We start from the raw sequence: 26,098 nt of genomic DNA, 5'->3' as shown, positions 1-26,098 counted from the left end.
GGTTCTCCAGGGTTGCCGGCGGATCTAGCTAGAGTAGGCGCTGTTCTCGTGGACGTAGTCGTGCGTGAGGTCGTTGGTCCAGATCGTGGCCTCCGCCTCGCCGGCCTGCAGGTCGATCTCAACGGTCACCTCACGCGGTTCCAGGTCCACCAGCTTACGGTCCTGGCCGATGCCGCCGTTCTGGCAGATCTGGATGCCGTTCATGGACACGTTGAGCTGGTCCGGCTCGAACACGGCATCGGTCGTGCCCACGGCGGAGAGCACCCGGCCCCAGTTGGGGTCCTTGCCGAAGATGGCTGCCTTGAAGAGGTTGGAGCGGGCGACGGCGCGGCTGACCGTCTCGGCGTCGCGCTCGGTGGCGGCGTTGAACGTCCGGATCGCAATATCGTGGCTGGCGCCCTCGGCGTCACCGATCAGCTTGCGGGCCAGCTCGGCGCAGACCTGGGTAAGGCCCTGGCCGAAGACCCCGTCGGACGGAACGGCCTTGGAGGCGCCCGAAGCCAGCAGCACCACGGTGTCGTTGGTGGACATGCAGCCGTCGGAGTCGGCGCGGTCGAAGGTGACGCGCGTGGCGTCGCGGAGGGCCAGATCGAGCAATTCCGGCTGGACGTCGGCATCCGTGGTGAGCACCACCAGCATGGTGGCCAGCCCGGGCGCCAGCATGCCGGCGCCCTTGGCGATGCCGCCGATGGTGAATTCATTTCCCTCGGCGTCGGCGCCGGTGAAGACCGCCTGCTTGGACACCGTGTCGGTGGTCATGATCGCCGTGGCGGCGTCGGCTCCCCCGTCGGCGCTCAGGGCAGCTGCCGCGGCGTCGATGCCGGGGACGATCTTGTCCATGGGCAGCTGCTCGCCGATCAGACCGGTGGAACAGACAAAGACGTCGGTGGCGGACAGGCCCAGCGCCTCGGCCGTTTTCTCCGCCGTCGTGTGCGTGTTCTGGAAGCCCTGCGGGCCGGTGCAGGCGTTGGCTCCGCCGGAGTTGAGGATGACGGCGTCGACGCGGCCGTCCGAGACCACCTGGCGTGACCAGTGGACGGGGGCTGCGGCTACCCGGTTGGAGGTGAAGACGGCGGCTGCTGCCTTGGAGGGTCCGTCGTTGACCACGAGGGCGAGGTCCGGGTTGCCGGAGGCTTTGAGTCCGGCCGTGACGCCGGAGGCGCGGAATCCCTTGGGTGCGGTAACGGTCACGGGGCTACTCCCTGCAGGTTGAGGCCGGCGGTTTCCGGCAGGCCAAGGGCAATGTTCATGGACTGCACCGCTCCACCGGCGGTGCCTTTGGTCAGGTTGTCGATGGCGCACGTGACAATGACGCGCCCGACGTGTGCGTCGTAGGCCAGCTGCATGGCGGCATGGTTGGAGCCCTGCACTGACTTGGTGGTGGGCCACTGGCCCTCGGGCAGCAGGTGGACGAAGGGCTCGTCGTCGTACGCTTCCGCCCAGGCACGGCGCAGTTCCTCCGCGCCGACGCCGGGCTTGACCCGTGCGGTTGCGGTGGTGAGGATGCCCCGGCTCATGGGCGCGAGGGTGGGCGTGAAGGAAACCGTCACCGGCTCGCCGGAGGCGTTGGACAGGCCCTGCTCGATTTCGGGCGTGTGCCGGTGGCCGCCGCCCACGCCGTAGGGGCTCATGGACCCCATGACCTCGGAGCCGATCAGGTTCACCTTCGCGGCCTTGCCGGCCCCGGAGGTGCCGGAGGCTGAGACGATGACCACGTCGTTGCCCTCCAGCAGTCCGCCGGCGAAGCCCGGCGTGAGGGCGAGCAGCGCCGACGTCGGGTAGCAGCCCGGAACCGCGATACGGTTGGCGCCCTTGAGCTTTTCACGCTGGCCGGGCAGTTCAGGCAGGCCGTACGGCCACGTCCCGGCGTGCGCCGAGCCGTAGAACCTTTCCCACGCGGCGGCGTCCTCCAGGCGGTGGTCCGCACCGGCGTCGATCACCACCGTGCCCTCGGGAAGCTTGGCCGCGATCTCGGCGGACGCCCCGTGCGGGAGGGCAAGGAACACGACGTCATGCCCGGACAGGTTCTCCACGCTGGTGTCCTCGAGAATCCTGCTGGCCAGGCCATGGAGATGCGGCTGCAGTTCGCCTAGTCTGGAACCGGCGTTGCTGTGTGCCGTGATGGCTCCGATGGTGACGTCCGGATGGCCGGCCAGGAGGCGGAGAACTTCGCCGCCGGCGTAGCCGCTGGCGCCGGAAACGGCAACAGAAATAGTCATGAAGACGACTATACAGCAAGACTATGCATAGGTACCGATATTTATGCATAAAGTTGCCGCGCCTGAGCATAGAGGAGCCGCGCCTCCTTACGCCGGGTTCCGCCCGACTTCGCCTGTACCGGCCCGGTCCCTAGGATGAAGTGAGGAAGGGTGCCGGAGGTCCCGGCCCGGAAAAGGAGAAATTCCATGACGCACGCCATCGTCGCCCGGCAGCCGGGCGGACCGGACGTTCTGGACTTCACGGAGATCGACCGCCCGGTCCCCGGCCCCGGCCAGCTGCTGGTGAAGGTCGCGGCAACCGGCGTCAACTTCATCGAAACCTACCAGCGCAGCGGCACCTACAAGGTGGCCTACCCGTTCACGCCGGGATCGGAAGCGGCCGGCGTCGTCGAGGAGATCGGCGAGGGTGTGGAGGACTACACCGTGGGCAACCGGGTGGCCACGGCCGAAGGAACCGCATGCTACGCCGGGTACATCGTGCTGGACGCCGCGAAGGCGCTGCCCGTGCCGGACGCCGTCGACGATCAGACCGCCGCGGCACTCCCTCTCCAGGGCATGACCGCCCATTACCTCATCAACTCCTCGTTCCGCGTTGAGCCCGGGCACAACGTGCTGGTCCACGCCGGCGCCGGCGGCGTCGGCCTGCTGCTGATCCAGCTGCTGAAGGCCCGCGGCGCCCGCGTCATCACCACCGTGTCCACGGATGAGAAGGAATCCCTGGCACGGGGTGCCGGCGCCGACGAGGTGCTGCGCTACGACGGCTTCGCCGGCGCCGTCCGGGACCTGACCCACGGCGCCGGCGTGAACGTGGTGTACGACGGCGTGGGGAAGGATACGTTCGACGGCTCGCTGGCGAGCCTCCGCACCCGGGGTTCGCTGGTGCTCTTCGGTGCCGCGTCCGGCCCGGTCCCGCCGGTGGATCCGCAGCGGCTCAACGCCGGCGGCTCACTGACCCTGACACGCCCGTCGCTGGCCCACTTCCTCGGTAACCCCCAGGAGCGCCTCTGGCGCTCCACGGAAATCTTCGGTGCCGCGGCCGACGGCAGCCTCAACGTCCGCATCGGCACCACCTATCCGCTGGCTGAGGCCCGCCGGGCACACGAGGACCTCGAGGGCCGGCGCACCACCGGCAAAGTTCTGTTGCTCCCCTAAACCCGTAACAATGCAGCGCCGGATGAACGGAGGGGAAACGATGTCACCTTCCGTTCATCTTGCCGGGAGAGAATCCAGCCGTGATTGAGCCCCTGCCGAAAACGCTGGACACGACCGTTCCCTCTGACGCCGGACCGGCGGCGGCAGACGTGCACGCGGCCCAAGTGCACGCGCCGCAACTCACCGGCACTGCCGCCGCCCCGCCGGAGCGGACCCTGGTGGACATCCTCACCGATACCGCCGCACGTTTCCCGGATGCTTCGGCGCTCGACGACGGCCGCTGCTCGCTGAGCTACGCCCAGCTCCTGGCGGAGGTGAAGGCCGCGGGCCGGCGGCTCCACCAGGCTGGCCTCGGAGCCGGAGACAAGATCGGGGTGCGGATCCCTTCCGGCACCAACGAGCTCTACATCTCAATCTTGGCTGTATTGATGATCGGCGCCGCCTACGTCCCCGTGGACGCGGACGATCCCGACGAGCGGGCCAAGCTGGTGTTCGGTGAAGCCCGGGTATCCGGCATCCTGCGGGCTAACGGCGAGATCGTCACGGACAGCAAGCGTGCGCGCCCCTTCCCGGCACCGCGCCAGGCCGCGCCCGACGACGACGCCTGGGTCATCTTCACGTCCGGTTCCACCGGGAAGCCCAAGGGCGTGGCGGTGCAGCACCGCTCCTCGGCAGCGTTCGTGGACGCGGAGGCCCGCATCTTCCTGCAGGACGATCCGGTGGGGCCGCAGGACCGTGTGCTCGCGGGGCTGTCGGTGGCGTTCGACGCGTCGTGTGAAGAGATGTGGCTCGCTTGGCGCCACGGCGCCTGCCTCGTGCCTGCCCCGCGGGCCCTGGTCCGCACCGGCATGGACCTGGGACCGTGGCTGATCAATCACGGCATCACGGTGGTGTCCACTGTTCCCACGCTCGCGGCGCTGTGGCCGGCGGAGGCCCTGGAGAACGTCCGGCTGCTCATCTTCGGCGGCGAGGCCTGCCCGCCGGAACTGGCCGAGCGCCTTGCCGTGGACGGCCGCGAAGTGTGGAACACCTACGGGCCCACCGAGGCAACAGTCGTGGCGTGCGCCGCTCCGCTGGGCGGCACTGGACCGGTGAGGATAGGGCTCCCCCTGGACGGCTGGGACCTGGCGGTGGTGGACGCCGGCGGCATCCCGGTGGACGAGGGCGAGGTGGGCGAGCTCATCATCGGCGGCGTGGGGCTGGCCCGGTACCTCGACCCGCAGAAGGATGCGGAGAAATACGCCCCGATGCCATCGCTGGGGTGGGAGCGCGCCTACCGTTCCGGCGACCTGGTCCGCTTTGAGCGCGCCGGCCTGATCTTCATGGGACGTGCCGACGAACAGGTCAAGCTGGGCGGCCGCCGGATCGAGCTCGGTGAGATCGACGCTGCCCTGCAGTCCCTCCCTGGCGTTGCGGGCGCCGCCGCCGCTGTCCGCACGACGGCGGCCGGCAACCAGGTCCTGGTGGGTTACCTGGCACCGGCTGTCCTGAACGGAGCGCCGGACCATGCTTCCTTGGACCTTGCCGCGTTCCGTGAGCTGCTGTCCGCCACACTTCCGGCTCCGCTCATTCCGCTACTCACCGTCGTCGACACCCTGCCCACGAAAACGAGCGGGAAAGTCAACCGGCATGCGCTGCCCTGGCCCCTGCCCGGAGCGGGCGCGGCAGCCGCAGACGCCGCGCCGCTGAACCTGCCGGAGGACGCCCAGTGGATCGTTGGGCAGTGGCAGGCGGTGCTGGGCAGCAGCGTCGCCGGCCTCGACGCGGACTTTTTTGCCCACGGCGGCGGTTCGCTGGCCGCGGCGCAGCTCGTCTCCGCACTGCGCGTCCGCTACCCCACGATCACCGTGTCGGACATCTACGCCACCCCGCGCATCGGCGCGCTGATCGAGGCGGCCCGCCAGTCGCTGCCCGACGGCGTCTCAGCGGGACCGGCCCCGGAACGGCCGGTCCGCCCCACGGCCCTGAAGTCGCAGGTCTTCCAGACGCTCATGGGCATACCGCTGCACATCCTGGCGGGCATGCGCTGGCTGACCTACCTGATGGCGGCCAACAACGTCCTGTTTGCGCTTGCCGGGTTCACCGCAGCCCCCACCGTGTCATGGTGGTGGGTGGCCGCGTCCTGGCTGGTCTTCGTCAGCCCGCTGGGGCGGATGGCCATCTCTGTTGCCGCGGCCCGCCTCCTGCTTCGGAACGTGGTGCCAGGAACCTACCCCCGGGCAGGCAAAGTGCACCTCCGCCTCTGGCTGGCCGAACAGATCCAGGACCTGGCCGGCGCGGTCAGCCTCGCCAGTGCTCCCTGGGTGCCCTACTACGCACGGGCACTCGGGGCGAAGGTGGGGCGGGACGTCCACTTACATTCGCTTCCCCCGGTGACCGGCTTCCTGGCCCTGGGCCGGGGCTGCAACATCGAACCCGAGGTGGACCTGTCCGGGTGGTGGATCGACGGCGACATTGTCCGCATCGGCCACATCCACGTCGGGGCGGACGCCACGGTGGGAGCCCGCAGCACCCTGATGCCCGGCGCCAGCATCGGCGCCGGCGGTCAGGTGGAACCCGGCTCCGCCGTGCTGGGCAAGGTCAAGTCCGGCCAGGTGGTGGCAGGTTCCCCGGCCGAACGGCGGGGCAAGGCGAAGCATGACTGGCCCGCGGCACAGCCGGCCAGTTCGCTGCTGGGCCGCCTCTGGTTCACGGCCTTTGCTGCCGCGTCCGCCATCCTCGCCCTGATTCCCTACGCTTCAGCCGTGGCGGCAGCCCTCGTGGTTTTCCTGTTCATCAGGGGCCACGACTCGCTGCTCAGTGCCTTGCCGGAGGTACTGGCGTCCCTTCCCCTCGCCGCGCTGACGTGGTTCCTCGCCACCATGCTGCTGATCCTGGCCACCACCAGGTTGCTGGGCCTCGGCCTGAGCGAGGGCTACTACCGGGTCCGCAGCCGCGTCGGCTGGCAGGTGTGGGCCACCGAGCGGGTGCTGGACATGGCACGGGACCTGCTGTTCCCGATCTACGCCAGCCTGTTCACTCCGGTCTGGCTGAGGCTGCTGGGGGCCAAGGTCGGCAAGAATGTCGAGGCCTCGACCGTCCTGCTGCTGCCGCGCATGACCACAGTAGGCGACGGCGCGTTCCTCGCCGACGACACCATGGTGGCCCCGTATGAGCTCGGCGGAGGATGGATGCGGATCGCGCCGGCGAAAATCGGCAAGCGCTCCTTCCTTGGCAACTCCGGCATGACCGCGGCCGGGCGCAGCGTGCCAAAGAACTCCCTGGTCGCCGTCCTCTCGGCGACGCCGGGCAAGGCCAAGTCAGGCACGTCCTGGCTGGGCAGCCCGCCGGTCCGGCTCCGGCGTACGGCGGTGGCCTCCGACAGCACCCGCACCTTCCAGCCGCCGGCCAAACTCAAGGTGGCCAGGAGCCTGTGGGAACTGTGCCGGTTTGTGCCGGTGGTCCTGACGGTTGGCCTGGCCCTTGGCGTGCTGCTCGTTTTCGACTGGCTCGCCACCGCCCTGGGCTACGGCGCAGCGGCTGTTCTCGGCGGCATGGTCCTCCTCCTCGCGGGCGGGGTGGCGGCAGGCTGCTCCGTGGCGGCCAAGTGGCTGCTGGTGGGCAGGATCAAAGCCGGCGAACACCCGCTGTGGAGCTCCTTCATCTGGCGCAACGAGGTGGTGGACACGTTCATCGAGATGGTGAGCGCGCCGTGGTTTGCCCGCTCCGCCAGCGGCACCCCGGCCCTCGTCTGGTGGCTGCGTGCCCTCGGTGCCAGGATCGGCCGGGGCACATGGTGTGAAAGTTACTGGCTTCCCGAGGCGGACCTCGTGACGCTCGGCGCCAGCTCCACCGTCAACCGCGGCTGCGTTGTCCAGACCCACCTCTTCCACGACCGCATCATGAGCATTGACACTGTTAGTCTCGAAGACGGGGCGACGATGGGCCCGCACGGCGTGATTCTGCCGCAGGCGAGGATCGGCAAGGGCGGGACCGTCGGTCCGGCGTCACTGGTGATGCGGGGTGAGACCGTTCCGGCGGGGACGTACTGGATGGGCAATCCGGTCAGCCCGTGGACCGGTCCCGCCGTTCCCGCACCGCGACTCAAATAGCCCGCCTTAAGTAGCGGCCACCACAGCTAAAGGAAGTCATACGCAGAATGAGCTCCGGAGAACTGCCCGGCCCGGCCGCCGTCCTCTCTGCCGGCGCCCCTGCCACCGGGGATCCGTACGTCCCGGGCCACGGAACGGATGCCTACCGCGTCCTGCACTATGAACTGGAGCTGGACTACAAGCTTGCCAGCAACCGCCTGACCGGCCGCGCAGTCCTGGCCGCTGTGGCAGCGCGCCGCACGGCCGCCGTCGTACTCGACATGACCGGCCTCCGCGCCCTGAAGATCCAGCTGAACGGCGCCCGGGTGCGGAAGTACACCCAACGGGCGGAACAGCTGGTGGTTCACTGCGAACAGCCCCTCGAGGCCGGCTCGGAATTCAGCCTGGAGATCCGCTATGACGGCAACCCGCAGCCAAGGCGTGGGCTGTGGGGCGAAGTTGGCTGGGAGGAGCTGACCGACGGCGTCCTGGTCGCCGGCCAGCCCAACGGAGCGCCGTCCTGGTTCCCCTGCAACGACCACCCCCGGAACAAAGCCAGCTACCGCATCGCCGTCACCACCGACGCCGGTTACCGGGCTGTCTGCAACGGCCTCCTCGTGGGGCAGGCCGTGAGGTCAAGCCGCCAGACCTGGGTCTATGAGCAGCGCGAACCGATGGCGACGTACCTGGCCACCATCCAGATCGGCCGGTACGGGCTGGTGGGGCTGCCGGACTCGGCCGGCGTGCCCCAGTTCGTCGCGGCACCGGCGCACCTGGTGGCCCGGGCTGAGACAGCGCTGGGCCGGCAGGAAGCCATGATGAGCACCTTCGTGAGCCGCTTCGGCCCCTATCCATTCCCCGAATACACGGTGGTGGTCACCGCCGATGAACTGGAAATTCCGCTCGAGGCCCAGTCACTCTCCATCCTGGGCCGCAACCATCTTGACACCGGGTGGGAGTCACAGCGCCTGATCGCACATGAACTGGCGCACCAGTGGTTCGGGAACTCGCTGACGCTCCGCGCCTGGAACGACATCTGGCTGCACGAGGGGTTCGCCTGCTACGCGGAGTGGATCTGGTCCGAAGAAGCCGGCGTGATGCCCGCCCACGAGCGGGCGCGTGCAGCCTGGCGGCGGCTCGACGCGGAAGCCCAGGACATCCTGGTGGGCGATCCCGGCCCGGAACTCATGTTTGACGACAGGGTCTACAAGCGGGGAGCACTGGCCCTGCACGCCCTGCGCCGCCGCTGCGGGGACCTCACATTCTTCGCGCTGCTGCAGGAATGGACACGGACACACGCCCACAGCTCCGTGTCGACGCCCGAGTTCATCCTGACGGCCAACCGCGTTACGGGGCTGGACACGGAGACGCTGCTGCATCCATGGCTGTACGAAGAGGCTTTGCCGCCGCTGCCGTAAGCCATAGTTTTGCGGCCCCTGGTTTTGGGTTTTGCGGCATAAAGAAAGACCACGCCCAATGGCGTGGTCTTTCTTTATGGTCAGCTAGCGCTGGACAGGTTCATCTGCACGCTTACCGCTGGACGGCGCCGAACCGCTCGGCTGCGGCGGCGACGGCGTGCTCCCGCGCCTCCGACGCCTCGTCAGCCGTCAGGGTCCGGTCGGTGGCGCGGAACCGGAGGCCGAAGGCAAGGGACTTCTTGCCATCCTCGATTCCCTTCCCCGAGTAGACATCGAACAGGGCGACGTCCTCCAGGAGCTCGCCGGCGCCTTCACGCAGCGCGGCCAGCACGTCGTCGGCGGGGACGGCCTGGGGCACGACGAGGGCCACGTCCTGGGTGGCCACAGGGAAGGTGGAGATGTGGCGGGCCACCACGACGTCGGCCGCAGCCTCGAACAGTGCATCCGCGTTCAGTTCCAGCGCGACGGACCGCGCCGGGACATCGTGCGCGGCCAGGAGCTTCGGGTGCAGTTCACCGGCATACCCCACGACCTCGCCGGAGCGCAGCGAAAGCTGCGCGGCGCGGCCCGGGTGGAACGCCTGGTGCCGGCCCTGGGTGACCACAAGCTCCACACCAAGGACGTCGCCGGCCAAGCGTGCGATGTCCAGGGCGTCGGCCCAGTCCCACTGCCTCGGCGCGTGACCTGCGGCAGCCGGGGAATCATGGCCGGTCAGCACGGCCGCGACGTGCAGCGGCTGGTCCGGAACGCCGTCGTACAGCGCGTCAAGCACCTCATCGCTTGGCTTGACGCCCAGCGGCGGAATGGACGGCGTGCCCAGCGTGTCACCGGGCAGGAAGACCATGCCGGCCTCGAAGACGGCGAGGTCGCGGAAGCCGCGGGAATGGTTGCGCTTGGCGACCTCCAGCAGGCCCGGCAGCACCGACGTGCGCAGGTAGCCGTGCTCCTCGCTGATCGGGTTGGCCAGCTTGACCGCCGTCCGGGGTGCACCCTCCTCGGCCACACCGAACGTGTCGTTGGCGGCCTTCGAAACGAACGGGTAGGCCAGGACCTCGGTCAGGCCGGCGTCCGCCAGCGCCTGGACCAAGCGGCGGCGCTGCTGCTGCACGCGGGTCAGGCCGCGGCCGGGAGGCGCCACCGGCAGGGTCGCCGGGATCTGGTCGTAGCCCACCAGGCGGGCCACTTCCTCGGAGAGGTCCTCCTTGGTTTCCAGGTCGTTCCGCCAGCTCGGCGCGGTGACGGTCCAGCCGGCGTCGGTCTTTTCGAGGACTGCACCAAGGTCCTCAAGGGACGTGACGATCTGCTCTTCTGTGAAGTCGATGCCGATCCGGGCGGCGGGGAATTCCGCCGGCAGGGCGATGGTCACAGCGTCCGGCGCGGTGCCGACGTCGGTGCCGGCCTCGTCGGCCGTACCGCCGGCCAGCTCCACGAGGAGATCGACGGCGCGCTGGGCCGCTATGTTCGCGACCTGCCAGTCCACACCGCGTTCGAAGCGCTTGGACGCTTCGGACGGCAGCTTGTGGCGCCGGCGGGAGCGGGCGATGGAGACTTCCTCGAAGTGGGCTGCCTCGATCAGGACCGTTGAGGTGGTGTCGGAGACCTCGGTGGAGGCGCCGCCCATGACACCGGCGACGCCGATGGGGCCGGAGGCGTCCGTGATCAGCAGGTCCTCGGCGTCGAGCGAACGCTCCTTGCCGTCGAGGGTGGTCAGCTTCTCCCCCGCCACGGCCCGGCGCACCACGATGTCGCCGGACAGCTTGTCCTGGTCGTAGAAGTGCAGCGGCTGGCCGAGTTCGAGCATCACGTAGTTCGAGATGTCCACCGGCAGCGAGATGGAACGGATTCCGGCCAATCGAAGCCTGGAGGACATCCACGGCGGGGTGGGCCTGGTGGCGTCCACGCCGCGGACGGTGCGTGCCACGAAGCGGTCGCAGCCGGGCTTGCCGTAGATGGGGGCGTCGTCGTTGATCTTGACACCGTAGCCGCCGGAGAGGGAAGCCGGGGCGTTGACCCTGGACGCGGGATCGGTGAACACCGTGCCGGTGGCGTGGGCGTATTCGCGCGCCACGCCGCGAAGGGAGAACGCGTAGCCGCGGTCCGGGGTCACGTTGATTTCGGCGGCCTGGTCGTAGAGGCCCAGCAGCTCCATGGCGTCGGTGCCGATCTCGGGATCCAGGCCGATCCGGCAAAGCACCAGGATGCCGTCGTGGTCCTCGCCGATGCCCAGTTCGCGGACGGAGGCGATCATGCCGGCGGACAGGTGGCCGTAGGTCTTCCGCGCCGAGATGTGGAAGTCTCCGGGCAGCACGGCACCGGGAAGGGTGACCACCACCTTGTCGCCCTCGACGAAGTTGTGCGCGCCGCAGATGATGCCCTGCACACCGGACGGGTCGATGCCCTTGCCGGTGAGGGTCTGCTCCTGGCCTTCGGGGACGACGCGGACCTGGCACCAGTTGATGGTCTTGCCGTTGGTCTGCGGTTCCTTGACGAGGCTCAGGACCTGGCCCACCACGACGGGTCCGCGGAGCGCGTCCGTGGGGCGGTGGACCGCCTCTTCTTCAAAACCGACCTTGACCAGTTCGGCCATGACGTCTTCGGCCGTGGCTCCGGCCGGTACCTGCGCGAATTCACGCAGCCAGGAAAGTGGGATACGCACTGTTAGATCTCCATCCCGAAGTGCTCGCTGAAACGTACATCGCCTTCGATCATGTCGCGCATGTCGCCGACCTCGTTGCGGAACATGAGCGTGCGCTCAATGCCCATGCCGAAGGCAAAGCCTGAATAGACGTCCGGGTCGATGCCGGCGGCACGCAGGACGTTGGGGTTGACCATGCCGCAGCCGCCCCATTCGATCCAGCGCGGCCCGCCCTTGGCGCCGGGGTGGAAGATGTCCAGCTCGGCGGACGGCTCGGTGAACGGGAAGTAATTGGGGCGCAGCCGGATCTGGGCTTCGTCGCCGAACATCTGGCGGGCGAAGTGCTCCAGGGTTCCGCGGAGGTCGGCCATGCTGAGCTTCTTGTCGATGGCGAGGCCCTCGAACTGGTGGAAGACCGGGGTGTGGGTGGCATCGAGTTCATCGGTGCGGAACACCTTGCCGGGGCACAGCACGTAGATGGGCACCTCGCGTTCCAGCATGGACCGGACCTGCACCGGCGAGGTGTGCGTACGCATCAGCAGATGGGCCTCGGGCGGCTCCACGAAGAAGGTGTCCTGCATTTCGCGGGCCGGGTGGTCCGGCTTGAAGTTCAGGGCGTCGAAGTTGAACCACTCGGATTCCACCTCGGGGCCTTCGGCGATTTCCCAGCCCATGCCCACGAAGATGTCCGCGACCCGGTCCTGCAACGTGGACAGCGGATGGCGGGCTCCGGCCCGGCGGCGGCGCGGGGCGGCCGTGACGTCCACGGTTTCCTCGACCAGGATGCGGGCGTCGTTCTCGGCTTCCAGCTCCGCAGTGCGGTCCGCGAGCGCTTTGTTGACACGTCCGCGCGATGAACCCATCAGCTTGCCGGCAGCGGCCTTCTGGTCCTTGGGCAGGCGTCCGATCTCACGGTTGGCCAGGCTGAGCGGCGATTTCTCGCCGGTGTGGGCCAAGCGGACTGCCTTGAGTTCATCGAGCGTGGAGGCGCCGGCAATGGCGGCGACGGCCTGATCCACGGCGGCGTTGATGGCGGTTTCATCCAGAGGGTTCGGGACGTCGGCGCCCGGCAAAGTTTCAGTCATCTACTGTTCTTAGCTACGAGTCGGGTGATGCCAGCGGCCGGTGCAGCCGCGCCGGTTTCCCCGGCAGCGCGTCCGTCGCTGGCACGTCATTTCCATGAAGTCATCCAAGGACGTCATCCAAAGACGCCATCCCAAGACAGGGCAGGCTCGCCGGCGGGTGGCCGGCAGGCACTGTTCCCAGTCTAATTGACAGCGCCGGGCCAATTGACAGCGGCCACTTACGTGACAGCGCCTCCCATGGCGGCTTGCTGGGGTACCTGGATCAGGGACCTGCATCGCGCACCTGTATCGGGGGAACGCCCGCGGCTAGCATGGCCCCATGATGCAAGGCCGCGGAACGCATGGTTCCGGGACGGGAAGGCGCAGGACGATTGGCCCCGCAACGCCCGCCCCGCTGACGCAGGGACAGCGCCTGAGGCAGCTCGCAAACGTGCTGAACACTTCCACCCCGCTGGGGCTGGCGCTTGCCGGACTGGCCGGCACCACGACATTCCGGGGTCCCCGCGGCCTCATCGTCGCCACCGGCTACGGCTGGCGGCTGCCGCTGGCCGGCGCCTTCACCGTGGGCAACGTGGTCCTCTTCCGCGCGGACGCCGACGCCGCCATGACCAGCCCAGTGCTCCTGGGCCATGAGGAGCGGCACAGCACCCAGTACGCATGGTGCCTCGGGCTGCCCTTCCTGCTGTTCTATTTCGCAGCCGCAGCGTGGTCGGCCCTCCGGTACGGCGATCCGGCGTCGGGAAATCCTTTCGAGCGGCATGCCGGCCTGGAAGCCGGCGGCTATCTGGACCGGAGGAATACGGTGGACGGGCGGCGCATGGACCGGAGGCACAGGCATGGCTGAGCCCGTGGACCAGACGGCAAACCGGACGGTCACCGTCACGGGATCCGGAACCGCCGGGGGCGCCCCGGATATGCTGACGCTCTCGATCGGCGTGGAGTGCAGGCGCGACAACGCAGGTGGTGCCTATACTGCCGCCGGCGAGGCATCCGCCGCCGTGGCTGGCGCGCTGCGCAGCCGGGGCGTGGAAGACAGGGACATCCGGACGTCGGGGCTTAACGTCCGCGCCGACGTCGTCTGGCAGGAGGGCCGCGGGCAGCAGGTCACCGGCTATATCGCATCCGCCATGCTCAGCGTGCGGCTCCGGGACCTGGATGCCGGCTCGGCCATCATCGCGGCGGCCGTGGAGGCAGGCGGCAACGACGTCCGACTGGACGGGTTGCAGCTGGGCTTCGCGGACACCGCTGCCGTCCTTGCGCTGGCCCGTGAGGCCGCATGGGCCGATGCGCGGGCCGCTGCAGCACAGCTCGCCGGGCTTGCCGGGGCTGAGCTGGGTGAGGTGGTCTCCGTGCGGCAGCAGCCCGCGCCGTCGGCGCCCGTTCCGCTGGGCGGGATGCAGCGGGCCTTCGCCGCCGACTCCGTCACAGTGGAAGCCGGGGATCTCAGCGTCAGCACCGGCGTCACCGTGGTGTGGGAGCTGCGCTCACCTGCCGGCTGACGGACGTCACGGCCGGCGGCCTAGTGAAGACTGCCCGCTGCGAGCGCGACGTCGCCGGGCCCGGTGGTTCCGGCCGGCCGGGTTGCGCCGGCGGGCACGGCCAGCGAGGCGCGGACGACGGCGGCGATCGCCTCTGCCATCGACGCCACAGGCAGTGACGGGGCACCGCTCCCCTGCTGTGCCTGATCTGGGGCGTCCACCTGGTCCGGAGCGAAGGGCACGTGGACGAATCCGCCGCGGACGCCCGGCCGGGACGTGAGCTCGTGCATGAGCGTATAGAAAGTATGGTTGCAGACGTACGTTCCCGCCGTCTGTGAGACTTCGGCGGGAACGCCCGCTTTTTCCACGGCCAGAAGGGCAGCCTTGACCGGCAACGACGTGAAATAGGCAGCCGGCCCGCCCGGCACCACCGGCACGTCCACAGGCTGGTTCCCGGCGTTATCCGGAATCGGGGCGTCATCGCAGTTGATGGCAACCCTTTCCAGGGACACGCGTTCGCGGCCTCCGGCTTGCCCGACGCACACCACCAGCTCCGGCGCCAGGTCATCGAGGGCATTCCGCAGCACACTCCCGGCAGCGCCGAAGACGCACGGCAGTTCGACCGCGTCGACGGCGACCCCTGCCGCCCGAAGCAGGTCCCGGGCGGCCAACGCTGCCGCCCAGGAGGGATTCATCGGCTGGCCGCCGAAAGGTTCAAAGCCGGTGAGCAGAATCATGGACCCAGCGTAGCCGCCGGTCCGCGGGAAACGCCGACGCGGACCTTGACTTAACTTCGAACATACATTCGAATGGAGGGCATGAGATGGGACGCACAGGCACTCAAACCGGCACAGCAGGAAATGCCGGGAACCGCACCGCTGCTGCCTCTGGCCGGCCTGGTACGGTCCGTGTCCACTCCCGAGTTCGCCGGCGTCACCTTTCATGAGGTCACCGCCAAATCGGTGCTCAACAAGGTGCCCGCCGGCTCCCGGATGCCCTTCGAGTGGACCGTGAACCCCTACCGGGGATGCAGCCACGCGTGCGTCTACTGTTTTGCCCGCAAAACCCACACGTACCTGGACTTCGACGCCGGGCTTGATTTCGACAGCCAGGTGGTGGTCAAGATCAATGCGGCCGAGGTGCTGCGCAAGGAGCTGGCCAAACCCTCCTGGAACCGGCACCATGTGGCGCTGGGCACCAACACGGACCCCTACCAGCGCGCCGAGGGCCGGTACCGGCTGATGCCGGGCATCATTGGCGCACTTGCCGATTCCGGGACCCCGCTGTCCATCCTGACCAAGGGCACTTTGCTGGCACGCGACATTCCGCTTCTCAAGCATGCCGCGGCACAGGTTCCGGTGGGCATCGGGATCTCGCTCGCCATGACGGACGAACACCTCTCCGAGGCCATCGAGCCCGGCACACCAGGCCCGCGGGCCCGGCTCAAGCTCGTGTCCAGGCTCCGGGAAGCCGGGCTGCCCTGCGGCGTGATGGCCATGCCCATCCTGCCGTGGCTCTCGGACAGCGACGAGGCATTGGACTCACTGTTCGCCTCGCTGGCAGCCGCGGGCGCCACCGGCGTCACCGCCGGCGCACTGTATCTCAAGCCCGGCACCAGGGAATGGTTCATGCAGTGGATCGCTGCCCGGCATCCGGAACTGGTGGGCCGCTACCGCAGGCTGTACGGCACGGGGTCGTATGCCTCCAAGGAATACCGCACCTGGCTGGCCGGCAGGGTCCGGTTCTTTAAGGCACGGCACGGCCTCGCCGGTTCGCACGGGTTCAGCCACCGGGACGTCGACGATCCCAAACCCGGCCACCAGCAGGCCGACGCTGCCCCGCAAGAAGGAATGCTGTTCGGGGCAACGCTGCCCGACGGAACACTGCCCGATGAAACACTGCCGGACAAAACAGTGCCGGACAAAACACTGCCCGACGATCCCCGCGGCGAGGAAGCCGCCTATCCCGAGGGAAGCCTGCCGCAGCCTCGGTCACCGCGGTCCGGGCCAGGGCAGCACAGCCAGCACGGCGTGAAGCGGACGTCGCAGCCCACGCTGTTCTGAGCCCACTCTCACCCACGAAAAAGCGGAGGGCAGGACGGTGACCGTCCTTCCCTCCGCGGGGTCCTGGCTGCAGTGCCACCCGCAGCCAGTGAGCCCTAGCTGGCCGGAATCACCAGGCCCTTGAACTCCGTCTGGATGAAGTCCTTCATCTCGTGCGACGTCAGAATTTTGTAGAGCTTCTGCACCCGGGCGTCGTCTTTCTTGTCGGCGTTGACCGCCAGGACGTTGTAATACGCGCTGTCTTTGCCCTCCACCAGGATCTGCTTGTCAGTGCTCAGGCCGGCCGGCAGGGCGAAAGCGAGCGTGACAATGGCGGCGTCCTTGTCGTTGAGTGCCTGCGGAAGGCTGGCGTTCTCGATCTCCGTAAACTTCAGGTTCTTGGGGTTCGCGGTCACGTCCTTGAGCGTGATGGGGTTCTCCTTCACCTCAATCAGGCCCTTGGACGCGAGCAGCTTCAGTGCGCGGGCCTCGTTGGTGGGGTCATTGGGGATGGCCACGGAGGCGCCCTCGGGCAGGGCGTCCAGGCTCTTCACTCCGTTGGAGTACAGGGCCATCGGAGGCAGGTAGACCTTTCCGACGCTGACCAGGTTCTTGCCCGATGCCTTGTTGTACGTCTCCATGAACGTGGTGTTCTGGAAGAGATTGGCGTCGATGTCGCCGTCGCTCACGGCAGGGTTGGGCGTGTTGTAGTCGCTGAACTCCTTGTATTCGACCGTGAGGCCTTCCTTGGGCGCGAGCTCCCTCTGGACGTGCTTGAGCATGTCGCCGGCCGGCACCGCGAGGGCACCCACTTTGATGGTCTCCGAGGCGTTGGACGCGCTTGGGCTGCCACATGCGGAAAGGGCCAGGACGGCAACGGCTCCGGCCGCTGCGGCCTTGAAGATGGTGGATCGGATCATGCTGGACTCTTTCGGGATGGAGCGGATGGGGATAAAAAACAGGCGGGGTGAGGACCGCGTCAGCGGTGGGACAGCCTGCGGGCGGCAAAGTTGCCCAGCGACTGGAACACCTGGACCAGAAGGATCAGCAGGATGACGACCGCGAACATGTACTCAGGGCTGTAGCGCTGGTATCCGTAGCGGAAGGCCACATCGCCGAGGCCGCCGCCGCCAACTGCGCCCACCATCGCCGAGTAGCCAATCAGTCCCACGACGGTGGTGGACAACCCCAGGGCCAGCGCGGGGACGGCCTCGGCAACCAGGACCTTGGTGAGAATCGTCCACCGGGTGGCACCGAGCGACTGGGCAGCTTCAACCAGGCCTTTGGGTACCTCGCGGATGCCGATTTCGACGAGCCTGGCGAAGAACGGAATGCCGGCGATCGCCAGAGGCACGATTGCCGCCGTGGGACCGATGAAGGAGCCTGTGAGCAGGCGGGTAAAGGGAATGAGGAGGATCATCAGGATGATGAACGGGATGGACCGTCCGATGTTCACTACGACGTCGAGCACCCGGTTCACGGTGACGCCGAGGGCACGGCTGCCGAAGGGCCTGGCCAGCAGGCCGTCAGCCTCGGTGGTGACCAGCAGCACGCCGGCAGCCAGGCCAAAAAGAACCGTGAGCAGCAGGCTCACGCCCACCGTGTAAAAGGTCTCCCCGGCGCCCTTGAGGATGGTGTCCAGCAGGTCCGCCCAAAAGTAGGGGTCGTTGCGGTCAATCATTTGACTACCTCCACGTAGAGTCCTTGCGACCGCAGGTCGGCGACGGCGCCCGACACGGTCCTTTCATCGCCCGGGAGTTCCAGCCGGGTCCGCCCGGTCTGTCGGCCGTGGATGGTCTCCACGGCGGCCCCCAGGATCCCCACATCGATGCCGTGTTCGCGTGCCAGCTGGGCTATGACCGGCCGGTCGGTGGCCACTCCGGTGAAGGTGACCTCAACCACGGCGTTGGAGGTCTGCGGGATATCGCCCAGCGGGAAGAGCGCCTGGCCAAGCAGGGACTTCTCCGTGGTCAGCAGGGTCTCGACGGATCCCTGCTCCAGGATCCTGCCCTGGCTCATGACCGCAGCGGAATCGCAGATGCGCTTGACCACGTCCATCTCGTGCGTGATCAGGAGCACGGTCAGGCCCAGGTCCTTGCTCAGCTGGCGGATCAGGTCCAGGATCTGGCGCGTGGTGTCCGGGTCCAGTGCCGAGGTGGCTTCGTCGCTGAGCAGCACGGAGGGGCTGGACGCCAGGGCGCGGGCGATGCCGACGCGCTGCTTTTGGCCGCCCGACAGCTGGGCCGGGTAAGCGTCCGCCTTGCCGTGCAGGCCCACGAGTTCAAGGATCTCCAGCGCCCGGGTCCGCCGCTGGGCCCGGCCCGCTCCGGCGATCTCCAGCGAGAGCTCCACATTCGCCCGCACGGTGCGTCCGCTGAGCAGGTTGAAGTGCTGGAAGATCATGCCGATGTCATGGCGTGCATGCCGCAGTTCCTTGCCCGCCAGCTTTGTCATGTCCCGGCCGCCGACGTGGACGGTGCCGGAATCGGGCTGCTCCAGGGAGTTGATGGTGCGGATGAGGGTGCTCTTGCCCGCGCCGCTTTGACCCACGACACCGAAGATTTCGCCCTTTTTCACGGACATGGTCACGTCGTCGAGGGCGCGGACCTGTGCGGCCCCGGAACCGTAGCTCTTGACGACACGGCTCACGGATATCATGCGGTTCCTCCAGGGCTGGGCGGATCTCCCGGAGTCGTCCAAGGAGTGAGACACCCCGGGGGTGTCCAGCATGTAATTCTGCCCAGCAGCCCTTAAGGCAACAAATTCGAACAAACAGCTCGAAAAACCCGGTGAAGGGCGGCGTTAATTCCCGTGGACGGTGCCCGCGCTGCTCGAGGCGGCGACGCTGGCCAGCAGCGCCCGGACAATCGGCAGGTCCGCCGGGATCCAGGGCAGGCTGAGAGCTTCGTCACTATCACGAATGCTGATCCAGCGGAGTTCATCGTGGTCTTCGAGTGGCCGCGGGTCGCCGTCGGCCACTTCGGCGAACCATACCCGCATCGCCGCCCGGTCGTTCAGGGGCCAGCCTGCCGGCCCGGGAGCTTCCAGCTCCGGCCCGAGGACGACGCCGACACCGAGTTCCTCGCGGAGCTCCCGGTGGAGTGCGCTTTCTGGAGCCTCCCCCGCCTCCACCTTTCCGCCGGGGAATTCCCACATGCCGGCGAACTGCGGAGGCGCAGTCCGCCGTGCCACCAGAAGCCGGGCGGGAGCGGACAGCGAGTCGAGCACGGCGCCGCCAACAACGTTGATCAGTTCAGTCACCCGTCCAGTCTATGAGGCGGCCGGTCGCTGCCGGTCGGGAATAGCTGTCCCGCCACCGGCTTGTTAAAATCGTACTTATCAGTGGCAACGAGGCCGACTCCGTAACACCCTTTCGAAAAGCAGGCACATGACTTCCACTGTCCAAGCTCCCCGCACGCCTAAGACCGCCATTCGCATCGGACCGGCCATCCTGGCGCTGGCCATGGGCGGCTTCGGGATCGGCGTCACCGAATTCGCCATGATGGGCCTGCTCAAGGAGGTCGAGGTCGGGCTCCGGATCAGCACTCCCGAGGCCGGCCACCTGATCTCGGCATACGCCCTGGGCGTCGTCGTCGGGGCCCCTGTGCTTGCCGCCGTCGGTGCGAAACTGCCGCGCAAGTACCTCGCGCTGGGCCTGATGCTGTTCTTCAGCGTCGCCAACCTGTCCTCGTTCATTGCTCCGGACTACGCGAGCATGCTGGTCTCCCGGTTCGCCGCCGGGCTGCCGCATGGCGCGTTCTTCGGGGTGGCGGCCGTGATTGCCGCTTCCCTGGTGGCGCCGACCAGGCGGGGCTGGGCCATTTCCATGGTGATGGCGGGCCTCACCGTGGCCAACGTTGTGGGCGTTCCCTTCGCCACATGGCTCGGCCAGACGTTTGGCTGGCGGCTGCTCTTCGTCCTGGTGGGAGGTCTGGGCCTTGTGACCCTGGCGCTCATCTGGAAATTCGTCCCTTTCCAGCCGGCGCACGCGGAGGCGAGCATCCGCAGGGAGCTGGGCGCCCTCCGGCGGGCACAGGTCTGGCTGGCAATCCTCATTGGCATCGTGGGTTTTGGCGGGTTCTTCGCCACCTACACCTACATCTCGCACACCATGACGGCCGTCGCCGGAATTCCCACCGCGCTGCTGCCGCTCGTGGTGGCCCTGTATGGCCTGGGCATGGTGGCAGGCAATATCGTGGGCGGCAGGATCGCGGACAAGTCCGTGATGGGGACCATCTACCGGGTCCTGCCGGGAATCGCCGTAGCGCTGGTGGTGTACGCCGTGGCAGTGCACTGGCCGTGGGCAGCCTTCGTCATGGTGTTCGTCGTGGGCGGCGCCGGGTCCATGCTCGTCCCCGCCCTGCAGACCCGGCTCCTGGACGCGTCTCCCGATGCGCCGTCGCTGGCGTCCTCGCTCAACCACGCGGCGCTGAACGTGGCCAACGCCCTGGGCGCTTTCCTCGGCGGCGTCGTAATCGCGTGGGGCTGGGGCTACGTCGCGCCCGCCCTGGTGGGTGCAGTGCTGGCCATTCTCGGCCTGATGGTGGCGCTGCTCAGCGGCCTCCTGGAACGCAAAAAGCCGCTGGCCCCGTAACAGCAGTCACGGAGCCAGCGGCTTCAGAAACCCAGGGCCGGCGGCTCAAAAAAGCACCGCGCCAGCGGCCCAACTCTTCAAAATAAAAGCCTAGGCTCCCGGGTCGCCCGCAAGGGCGGGCCCGCTGGCCACCTGGGCACGGCGGATGTCGGGCTCCAGGTAAATGACCCGCGCAATGGGAACTTCCGAACGGATCCGTGCTTCGGCGTCGTCGATGGCCTTGGCAATATCCAGCCCCGAATCGCCCGCCGCCACGCTGATCTTGGCGGCCACGAGCAACTCCTCCGGGCCCAGGTGCAGGGTCTTGAGGTGGATGATGGCGGTTCCGTCCGCTTCAATGGCACGCCGGATGCGGCTGACGTCGTCCTTGGTTGCCGACTCCCCCAGCAGCAGTGACTTGGTCTCCATCGCGAGGATCACGGCAATGGCCACCAGCAGCAGGCCAATCATCCCGGTCCCGATCCCGTCCCAGACGCCATCGCCGGTCAGCAGGGTCAGCCCGACGCCGAGCAGCGCGAAGACCAGGCCGAGCAGCGCACCAAAGTCCTCGAGCAGGATCACCGGAAGCTCGGGCTGCTTGGCGGTCCGCACGAAGCTGATCCAGCCCTGGCTGCCGCGGATGTGGTTCGCCTCGATGATGGCCGTCCGGAAGGAGAATCCTTCAGCAACGATGGCACCGACCAGCACGGCCAGGGGCACCCACCAGAAGTCACCTTCAATCCCGTGCGGGTGCTGGATTTTTTCCCATGCCTCATACAGGGCGAACAGGCCGCCGACACTGAAGAGCACGATGGAAACAATGAACGCGTAAATGTACCGCTCGCGCCCGTACCCGAACGGGTGCTCGGGGCTGGCAGCCCGCTGGGCCCGCTTCCCGCCGACCAGCAGCAAAATCTGGTTGCCGGAGTCCGCCACTGAGTGAATGGCCTCGGCCAGCATCGATGAGGAGCGTGTCAGCAGGAACGCAACGAACTTCAGGACGGCGATGGTCAGGTTGGCGGCCAATGCCGCAACAATCGCCTTGGTACCGCCACTTGCAGCCAAGGGAGGCTCACCTCTTTACATGGGAATTTCACCGGATGGGACAGGGCGGCAAGATGCCGCCGCCTAGTAAATACCGTACCCGTCCGGGCCCGGACAGACACCGCACAAGGCCTTCGGACGCCACGAAAAAGCCGAAACTAAGCCTGCTGACAAAGAAACACGCCCTGTGTTAGCTTGAAGCCATATCGGGACTGATAAGAATCGCTCCCGACGAATATGAAGGAGCAGACAATGGGATTTCTTGCTTGGATTATTCTCGGCCTGATCGTAGGCGCAATCGTTAAAGCCGTCATGCCCGGACGGGTCGGCGGCGGCTGGGTCACCAGCCTGGTTCTGGGCGTCGTTGGCGCCATCGTTGGCGGCTGGATCGGCAGCCTTCTCTTCGGCAAGGGTGACCTGGCGTTCTTCGACCTCGGCACCTGGATCCTCGCCATCATCGGCGGCCTCGTAGTCGCAGGCATCTACGGCGCAATCACCGGCCGCAACCGGGCCACCCGGGCACCATAACAGGCCAGGATCATAGGCACCGGGCCTCAACCGGCCCGGCCACATAACAGACAAAACAGACAGGAGCGGGTGCCCACCTCAAGTGGGCACCCGCTCCTTCGTGTGTATGGAGTTTTTGTACAGATACCGCGGGTTAGGGGGCCCTTTGCGGCCATTATCTGTACAAAAACTCCAGCGCTACGCGGGCTGCTGGGACCTCGCACTTGCGTACAGGCAGACGGTGGCGGCTGTTCCCAGGTTGAGGCTCTCGGCAGCGCCGTACACGGGCACCGCCACGCGATGGTCTGCAAGTGCGAGCTCGTCGTCGGAAAGCCCCTGGGCCTCGTTGCCGAAAAGCCAGGCCGTCGGGCTCTCCAGGGCGTAGTCCGAGGCGGTGGTCGATGCACCCAGCCGGCGCGCCGCGTTCTCGTCCTGCAGGCGGTCCAGGTTCAGCTTTCCGTATCCGTCCGCGGCGAGCACGCCAATCCCCCGGGCCTTGCACAGCGCCACGAGTTCGTTGACGTCGGCGCCGAGGACCACCGGGAGGTGGAACAGGGAGCCCGCTGTAGAGCGGACCGCCTTGGGGTTGTAGATGTCCACGCTGGAACCGGTCAGGATCACAGCGTCGGCACCGGCGGCGTCGGCGGCCCGAAGCACGGTGCCGGCGTTGCCGGGGTCGCGGACCTGGCAGAGCACCGCAATCAGCCGTGGACCGGCGTCGAGCACGTCCGCCAAGGGTACGTCCACGAAGTCGCAGACCGCGACGATCCCCTGCGGTGTGACGGTGTCCGCCATGGCGGCCAGGACTTCGTCCGTGGCGAGCCGGGCGGTGGTTCCCGCGGCCAGTTCCTCAAACTCCGGGTAACGGTCCAGGCAGGCCTCGCTGGCATACACCTCGCGGACCACACCGGGCTGGCCGGCGGCGATCCGCTTGCCGTGAAGGACCAGGGCCTCACGAACGGCCTGCGGGCCTTCGGCCAGGAACTGCCGGCGCTTTAAACGGACCGGGCGCCCTGCAAGCTTTGCCACATCCCTCACCCGATCTGCTCGGGGATTGGAGAGTGGAAAGTCTTGCGGGCGCCCGGTTTCGTTCATATAAGAAACCTTAGTGGCTGTTGCCACCGGTCCTTGAACGGGGAGCTGGCTGCTTACTCGGCAGCTGCAGCGGCCGGCTTCTTCGCAGCGCGTGCGCGGGTAGCCTTGGCCTTCGGTGCAGCCTCGGCCTTGGCGGCCGGAGCGGAGGTGTCAGCAGGCAGGGAGTCCTTGGCAACCTGGACCAGCGCAGCGAAAGCGTTGGCGTCGGAAACGGCGAGCTCGGCCAGCATGCGGCGGTCAACCTCAACCTCAGCGGCCTTCAGGCCCTGGATCAGGCGGTTGTAGGTCAGGCCGTTGGCGCGGGAAGCAGCGTTGATGCGCTGGATCCACAGGCGGCGGAAGTCGCCCTTCTTCTTCTTGCGGTCGCCGTAGCTGTACACAAACGAGTGCAGCAGCTGTTCTTTTGCCTTGCGGTACAGGCGTGAGCGCTGCCCACGGTAACCTTTGGCGCGTTCGAGGACAACCCGGCGCTTCTTGTGGGCATTTACCGCCCGCTTCACACGTGCCACGTGCGTACTCCTTCAGAATTCTTGTCCCAAGCATCTTTCGCCGGTGATCCGGCTGGCCTGAGAAGGCTTTATTGGTGGGTGGCTGCTGCCTGACGGCCGCAACCTAAGAGCTTGGAACTAGATGCCGAGCATCTTCCGGATGACCTTGGCGTCGCCCTTGAAGACGATCTTGTCGCCGGCGAGGCGACGGGTCAGGCGGGTGGACTTGTGCTCGAGGTAGTGGCGGCGGTTGGCCTGCTGGCGGCGCAGCTTGCCGGTACCGGTCAGCTTGAAGCGCTTCTTAGCACCACTGTGGGTTTTCATCTTCGGCATGGGAACCGATCTCCTAACGTATCCGCAGACATGTCTGCAGTCTTTCGCGCAGCCGGCCCTGGGGACGGCGTGCTGGTTGCTGGCTGCCGGAAGGTGGTGCCTTCCGCAGTTTCGAACTAGTTGGTCTTCTTGCCTGCCGGCTTCGGCGTGGGCCGGGGAGCAGCAGGACGTGCCACCGGCTTCGGCGCGGCGGGCCTGGCCACCGGCTTCGGCGGTGCAGGCACAGCCGCAGGCTTCGGCGCTGCCGGGGCAGGCGTTTCGGCCTGGGCCTTCGGCGCCGGTACCTTGGCGGCAGCGGGCTCCGCCGCAGCAGCGGCAGGAGCAGCAGCCTTCGGAGCAGCAGCCTTCGGCGCGGGCGCCTCGGCGGGTGCTGCAGCCGCTGGAGCCTCCTGGACCGGAGTTTCCTGGACGGGAGCCTCCGCGGCCGGAGCCTCTGCAACCGGAGCTTCCTGCGCCGGAGCCTCCGCAGCGGGGGCTTCCTGAGCGGGAACTTCCGGTGCCTCAGCGGCGGTGTCCTCGGAAACCTTGAAGCCCTCCGGGAGGAGGTCGCCCAGCGACTGCGTCATCGGCGCCTGGTCCTTACCGGAGACGTCAACGCGTCCGGCGGCCTTGGCTTCGTTCTGCGCCTTGGCCTCGGCGCGCTGGGTCGCACGGCGGGCTTCGGCCTTAGCCTCGGCCTTGTTCTTCAGCGGACCGATGACCATGACCATGTTGCGGCCGTCGATGCGCGGGCTTGACTCCACGACACCAACTTCAGCCACATCCTCAGCGAAACGCTGAAGCAGGCGCAGGCCCATTTCGGGGCGCTGCTGCTCACGGCCGCGGAACTGGATCATGGCCTTGACCTTGTCCCCGGCTCCGAGGAACCGCAGGGCGTGGCCGCGCTTGGTCTCGTAGTCGTGGGTGTCGATCTTCAGGCGGAACCGGATTTCCTTCAGAACCGTGTTGGTCTGGTTCTTCCGGGCCTCACGGGCCTTGACTGCGGCTTCGTACTTGTACTTGCCGAAGTCCATCAGCTTGCACACCGGAGGCTTGGCCTGCGGTGCAACTTCAACGAGATCCAGGTCGGACTCGGCAGCCAGACGCAGGGCATCCTCGATACGGACGATCCCTACCTGTTCGCCGGCAGGACCGACCAGCCGCACCTCAGGGACGCGGATACGCTCATTGATTCTTGGCTCGCTAATGTTAAAGCTCCTGTGTTTGTGATGGGTGTTCCACCGGCAAAATAGAGAAGGCCCCCAATTGCCGGAGCAATCGAAGGCCTCAAAGATCGGATGTGCACCTCCCCGCGGGGACTGCACGCACTTCTCCGGACTCGTGTCCGGGGAACCGCCCGACCGTTACCCGGCAACCTTGCTGCCCTGAACTTTCCAGGGAAAACGGCTGACGCGGGTGGGAGAGAACTCCGCTTGCGAACTGAGTATCAATTCTACAGAAAGATACCCGCTTACCGCACATCCGCGGCAGTGGGTCTCATACACGGCAAAATAACGACATCCAGTCGGTCTGTGACAAGCTTACCAGTATGAGCACTCCAGACAGCAATTCACACGTCTACCAGGCGCCCGGCGCCGGGGACGACGTCACGCAGCAAATCCGCGACATCTCCGAAGTTCCCGCGATCGAGGTCATCACCACCGCCGCCGTGCACCTCATGAGTGCGTCCGCCGTCAAGCTCGGCCTGGCTGCCGAGGAGAACGCCGCTGAGCTGAAGGACCTGGACGAGGCCCGCAAGCTCATCACCGCCCTCGCCGGACTGGTCACGGCAGCCGCCCCGGAGATCGGCTCGCAGCACGCCGGTCCGTTGCGCGACGGCCTGCGGTCCCTGCAGCTCGCCTTCCGCGAAGAGTCCATCATCCCGGATCCTCCGGGCAAGGGCCCCGGTGAGAAGTTCACCGGTGCAGTGAACTAAGGATTGAATTACGACGGCGGCGGGCCGGCTCCTCGGGGCCGGCC

Annotated in this window: 23 protein-coding genes; 9 read left to right on the top strand and 14 right to left on the bottom strand. The window is 67.4% G+C overall.

From position 1 onward, the window contains the following. Positions 1-24: 24 nt before the first annotated feature. Both argJ and argC read right to left on the bottom strand, forming a co-directional pair. Positions 25-1,191, bottom strand: a complete 1,167-nt coding sequence (argJ, locus tag ACFRAH_RS22695; protein WP_377993159.1) for a bifunctional glutamate N-acetyltransferase/amino-acid acetyltransferase ArgJ — start codon at positions 1,189-1,191, stop codon at positions 25-27. Next, the gene (gene argC, locus ACFRAH_RS22690) at positions 1,188-2,219 is read right to left on the bottom strand and encodes an N-acetyl-gamma-glutamyl-phosphate reductase (RefSeq protein ID WP_377993158.1); all 1,032 of its coding nucleotides are present in this window, start codon (positions 2,217-2,219) and stop codon (positions 1,188-1,190) included. The genes argJ and argC overlap by 4 nt, the downstream gene beginning before the upstream one ends. A 186-nt stretch (positions 2,220-2,405) precedes the next feature. Between argC and ACFRAH_RS22685 the strand changes: the two genes are divergently transcribed. The 3 genes from ACFRAH_RS22685 to ACFRAH_RS22675 all read left to right on the top strand — a co-directional run bounded on the left by ACFRAH_RS22685 (position 2,406) and on the right by ACFRAH_RS22675 (position 8,859). Next, positions 2,406-3,371, top strand: coding sequence for a quinone oxidoreductase family protein (locus ACFRAH_RS22685; protein ID WP_377993157.1), 966 nt, complete (start codon positions 2,406-2,408; stop codon positions 3,369-3,371). A gap of 149 nt (positions 3,372-3,520) precedes the next feature. Further along, on the top strand, positions 3,521-7,462 hold the full coding sequence (locus ACFRAH_RS22680; RefSeq protein WP_377993174.1) for a Pls/PosA family non-ribosomal peptide synthetase: 3,942 nt from the start codon (positions 3,521-3,523) through the stop codon (positions 7,460-7,462). A gap of 47 nt (positions 7,463-7,509) precedes the next feature. Beyond that, entirely contained in the window at positions 7,510-8,859 is a 1,350-nt protein-coding gene (locus tag ACFRAH_RS22675) for a M1 family metallopeptidase (protein ID WP_377993156.1), read from the top strand. Positions 8,860-8,971: 112 nt separating this feature from the next. On the opposite strand, the gene pheT is transcribed toward ACFRAH_RS22675, so the two are convergent. Together pheT and pheS are read right to left on the bottom strand one after the other, a co-directional pair. Beyond that, entirely contained in the window at positions 8,972-11,515 is a 2,544-nt protein-coding gene (gene pheT, locus ACFRAH_RS22670) for a phenylalanine--tRNA ligase subunit beta (protein WP_377993155.1), read from the bottom strand. Between the two features lie 2 nt (positions 11,516-11,517). Continuing rightward, positions 11,518-12,579 (bottom strand): phenylalanine--tRNA ligase subunit alpha, encoded by a 1,062-nt coding sequence (gene pheS, locus ACFRAH_RS22665; protein WP_377993154.1) that lies wholly within the window; start codon positions 12,577-12,579, stop codon positions 11,518-11,520. Between the two features lie 394 nt (positions 12,580-12,973). Between pheS and ACFRAH_RS22660 the strand changes: the two genes are divergently transcribed. After that, entirely contained in the window at positions 12,974-13,423 is a 450-nt protein-coding gene (locus ACFRAH_RS22660; protein WP_377993173.1) for a hypothetical protein, read from the top strand. Further along, positions 13,416-14,078 carry an SIMPL domain-containing protein gene (locus ACFRAH_RS22655; protein ID WP_377993153.1) on the top strand — a complete coding sequence of 221 codons (663 nt, stop codon included), beginning with the start codon at positions 13,416-13,418 and terminating at the stop codon, positions 14,076-14,078. Before ACFRAH_RS22660 ends, ACFRAH_RS22655 begins: the two co-directional genes overlap by 8 nt. Before the next feature lie 20 nt (positions 14,079-14,098). Here ACFRAH_RS22655 and pcp read toward each other — a convergent pair whose 3' ends face one another. Then, on the bottom strand, positions 14,099-14,794 hold the full coding sequence (gene pcp, locus ACFRAH_RS22650) for a pyroglutamyl-peptidase I (RefSeq protein ID WP_377993152.1): 696 nt from the start codon (positions 14,792-14,794) through the stop codon (positions 14,099-14,101). Positions 14,795-14,875: 81 nt separating this feature from the next. On the opposite strand from pcp, the gene ACFRAH_RS22645 reads away from it, so the two are divergent. Continuing rightward, on the top strand, positions 14,876-16,120 hold the full coding sequence (locus ACFRAH_RS22645; RefSeq protein ID WP_377993151.1) for an Rv2578c family radical SAM protein: 1,245 nt from the start codon (positions 14,876-14,878) through the stop codon (positions 16,118-16,120). A 95-nt stretch (positions 16,121-16,215) separates the two neighbouring features. On the opposite strand, the gene ACFRAH_RS22640 is transcribed toward ACFRAH_RS22645, so the two are convergent. The 4 genes from ACFRAH_RS22640 to ACFRAH_RS22625 all read right to left on the bottom strand — a co-directional run bounded on the left by ACFRAH_RS22640 (position 16,216) and on the right by ACFRAH_RS22625 (position 19,360). After that, positions 16,216-17,019, bottom strand: a complete 804-nt coding sequence (locus tag ACFRAH_RS22640; RefSeq protein WP_377993150.1) for a MetQ/NlpA family ABC transporter substrate-binding protein — start codon at positions 17,017-17,019, stop codon at positions 16,216-16,218. 59 nt (positions 17,020-17,078) lie between these two features. Next, positions 17,079-17,780 (bottom strand): methionine ABC transporter permease, encoded by a 702-nt coding sequence (locus ACFRAH_RS22635; RefSeq protein WP_377993149.1) that lies wholly within the window; start codon positions 17,778-17,780, stop codon positions 17,079-17,081. Next, the gene (locus ACFRAH_RS22630) at positions 17,777-18,757 is read right to left on the bottom strand and encodes a methionine ABC transporter ATP-binding protein (protein WP_377993148.1); all 981 of its coding nucleotides are present in this window, start codon (positions 18,755-18,757) and stop codon (positions 17,777-17,779) included. Before ACFRAH_RS22630 ends, ACFRAH_RS22635 begins: the two co-directional genes overlap by 4 nt. A gap of 144 nt (positions 18,758-18,901) precedes the next feature. Then, complete coding sequence (locus ACFRAH_RS22625; RefSeq protein ID WP_377993147.1) at positions 18,902-19,360, bottom strand: (deoxy)nucleoside triphosphate pyrophosphohydrolase; 459 nt, start codon at positions 19,358-19,360, stop codon at positions 18,902-18,904. 127 nt (positions 19,361-19,487) lie between these two features. Here ACFRAH_RS22625 and ACFRAH_RS22620 point away from each other — a divergent pair, with 127 nt between their 5' ends. Beyond that, positions 19,488-20,693, top strand: coding sequence for an MFS transporter (locus tag ACFRAH_RS22620; protein WP_377993146.1), 1,206 nt, complete (start codon positions 19,488-19,490; stop codon positions 20,691-20,693). Positions 20,694-20,783: 90 nt separating this feature from the next. Here ACFRAH_RS22620 and ACFRAH_RS22615 read toward each other — a convergent pair whose 3' ends face one another. Then, positions 20,784-21,737, bottom strand: a complete 954-nt coding sequence (locus ACFRAH_RS22615) for a cation diffusion facilitator family transporter (RefSeq protein WP_377993145.1) — start codon at positions 21,735-21,737, stop codon at positions 20,784-20,786. Between the two features lie 231 nt (positions 21,738-21,968). Between ACFRAH_RS22615 and ACFRAH_RS22610 the strand changes: the two genes are divergently transcribed. Further along, on the top strand, positions 21,969-22,244 hold the full coding sequence (locus ACFRAH_RS22610) for a GlsB/YeaQ/YmgE family stress response membrane protein (protein ID WP_377953849.1): 276 nt from the start codon (positions 21,969-21,971) through the stop codon (positions 22,242-22,244). 177 nt (positions 22,245-22,421) lie between these two features. Here the strand turns inward: ACFRAH_RS22610 and ACFRAH_RS22605 are convergent, their stop codons facing one another. The 4 genes from ACFRAH_RS22605 to infC all read right to left on the bottom strand — a co-directional run bounded on the left by ACFRAH_RS22605 (position 22,422) and on the right by infC (position 25,284). Further along, positions 22,422-23,318 carry a TrmH family RNA methyltransferase gene (locus ACFRAH_RS22605; protein ID WP_377993144.1) on the bottom strand — a complete coding sequence of 299 codons (897 nt, stop codon included), beginning with the start codon at positions 23,316-23,318 and terminating at the stop codon, positions 22,422-22,424. Positions 23,319-23,371: 53 nt separating this feature from the next. Next, positions 23,372-23,827, bottom strand: a complete 456-nt coding sequence (gene rplT, locus ACFRAH_RS22600) for a 50S ribosomal protein L20 (RefSeq protein WP_314195606.1) — start codon at positions 23,825-23,827, stop codon at positions 23,372-23,374. Between the two features lie 117 nt (positions 23,828-23,944). Beyond that, a complete protein-coding gene (rpmI, locus tag ACFRAH_RS22595; protein ID WP_076798109.1) occupies positions 23,945-24,139 on the bottom strand; it encodes a 50S ribosomal protein L35 in 195 nt (64 codons plus the stop codon). A 116-nt stretch (positions 24,140-24,255) separates the two neighbouring features. Then, on the bottom strand, positions 24,256-25,284 hold the full coding sequence (infC, locus tag ACFRAH_RS22590; protein WP_377993143.1) for a translation initiation factor IF-3: 1,029 nt from the start codon (positions 25,282-25,284) through the stop codon (positions 24,256-24,258). A gap of 383 nt (positions 25,285-25,667) precedes the next feature. On the opposite strand from infC, the gene ACFRAH_RS22585 reads away from it, so the two are divergent. Beyond that, positions 25,668-26,054, top strand: a complete 387-nt coding sequence (locus ACFRAH_RS22585) for a DUF1844 domain-containing protein (RefSeq protein ID WP_003798723.1) — start codon at positions 25,668-25,670, stop codon at positions 26,052-26,054. Positions 26,055-26,098 lie beyond the last annotated feature (44 nt).

This window comes from Arthrobacter sp. NPDC056727, from assembly GCF_042790555.1.
GTDB lineage: Bacteria > Actinomycetota > Actinomycetes > Actinomycetales > Micrococcaceae > Arthrobacter.
The sequence above is the reverse complement of the archived record's forward strand: the minus strand, read 5'-3'. Positions and strand labels throughout refer to the sequence as shown.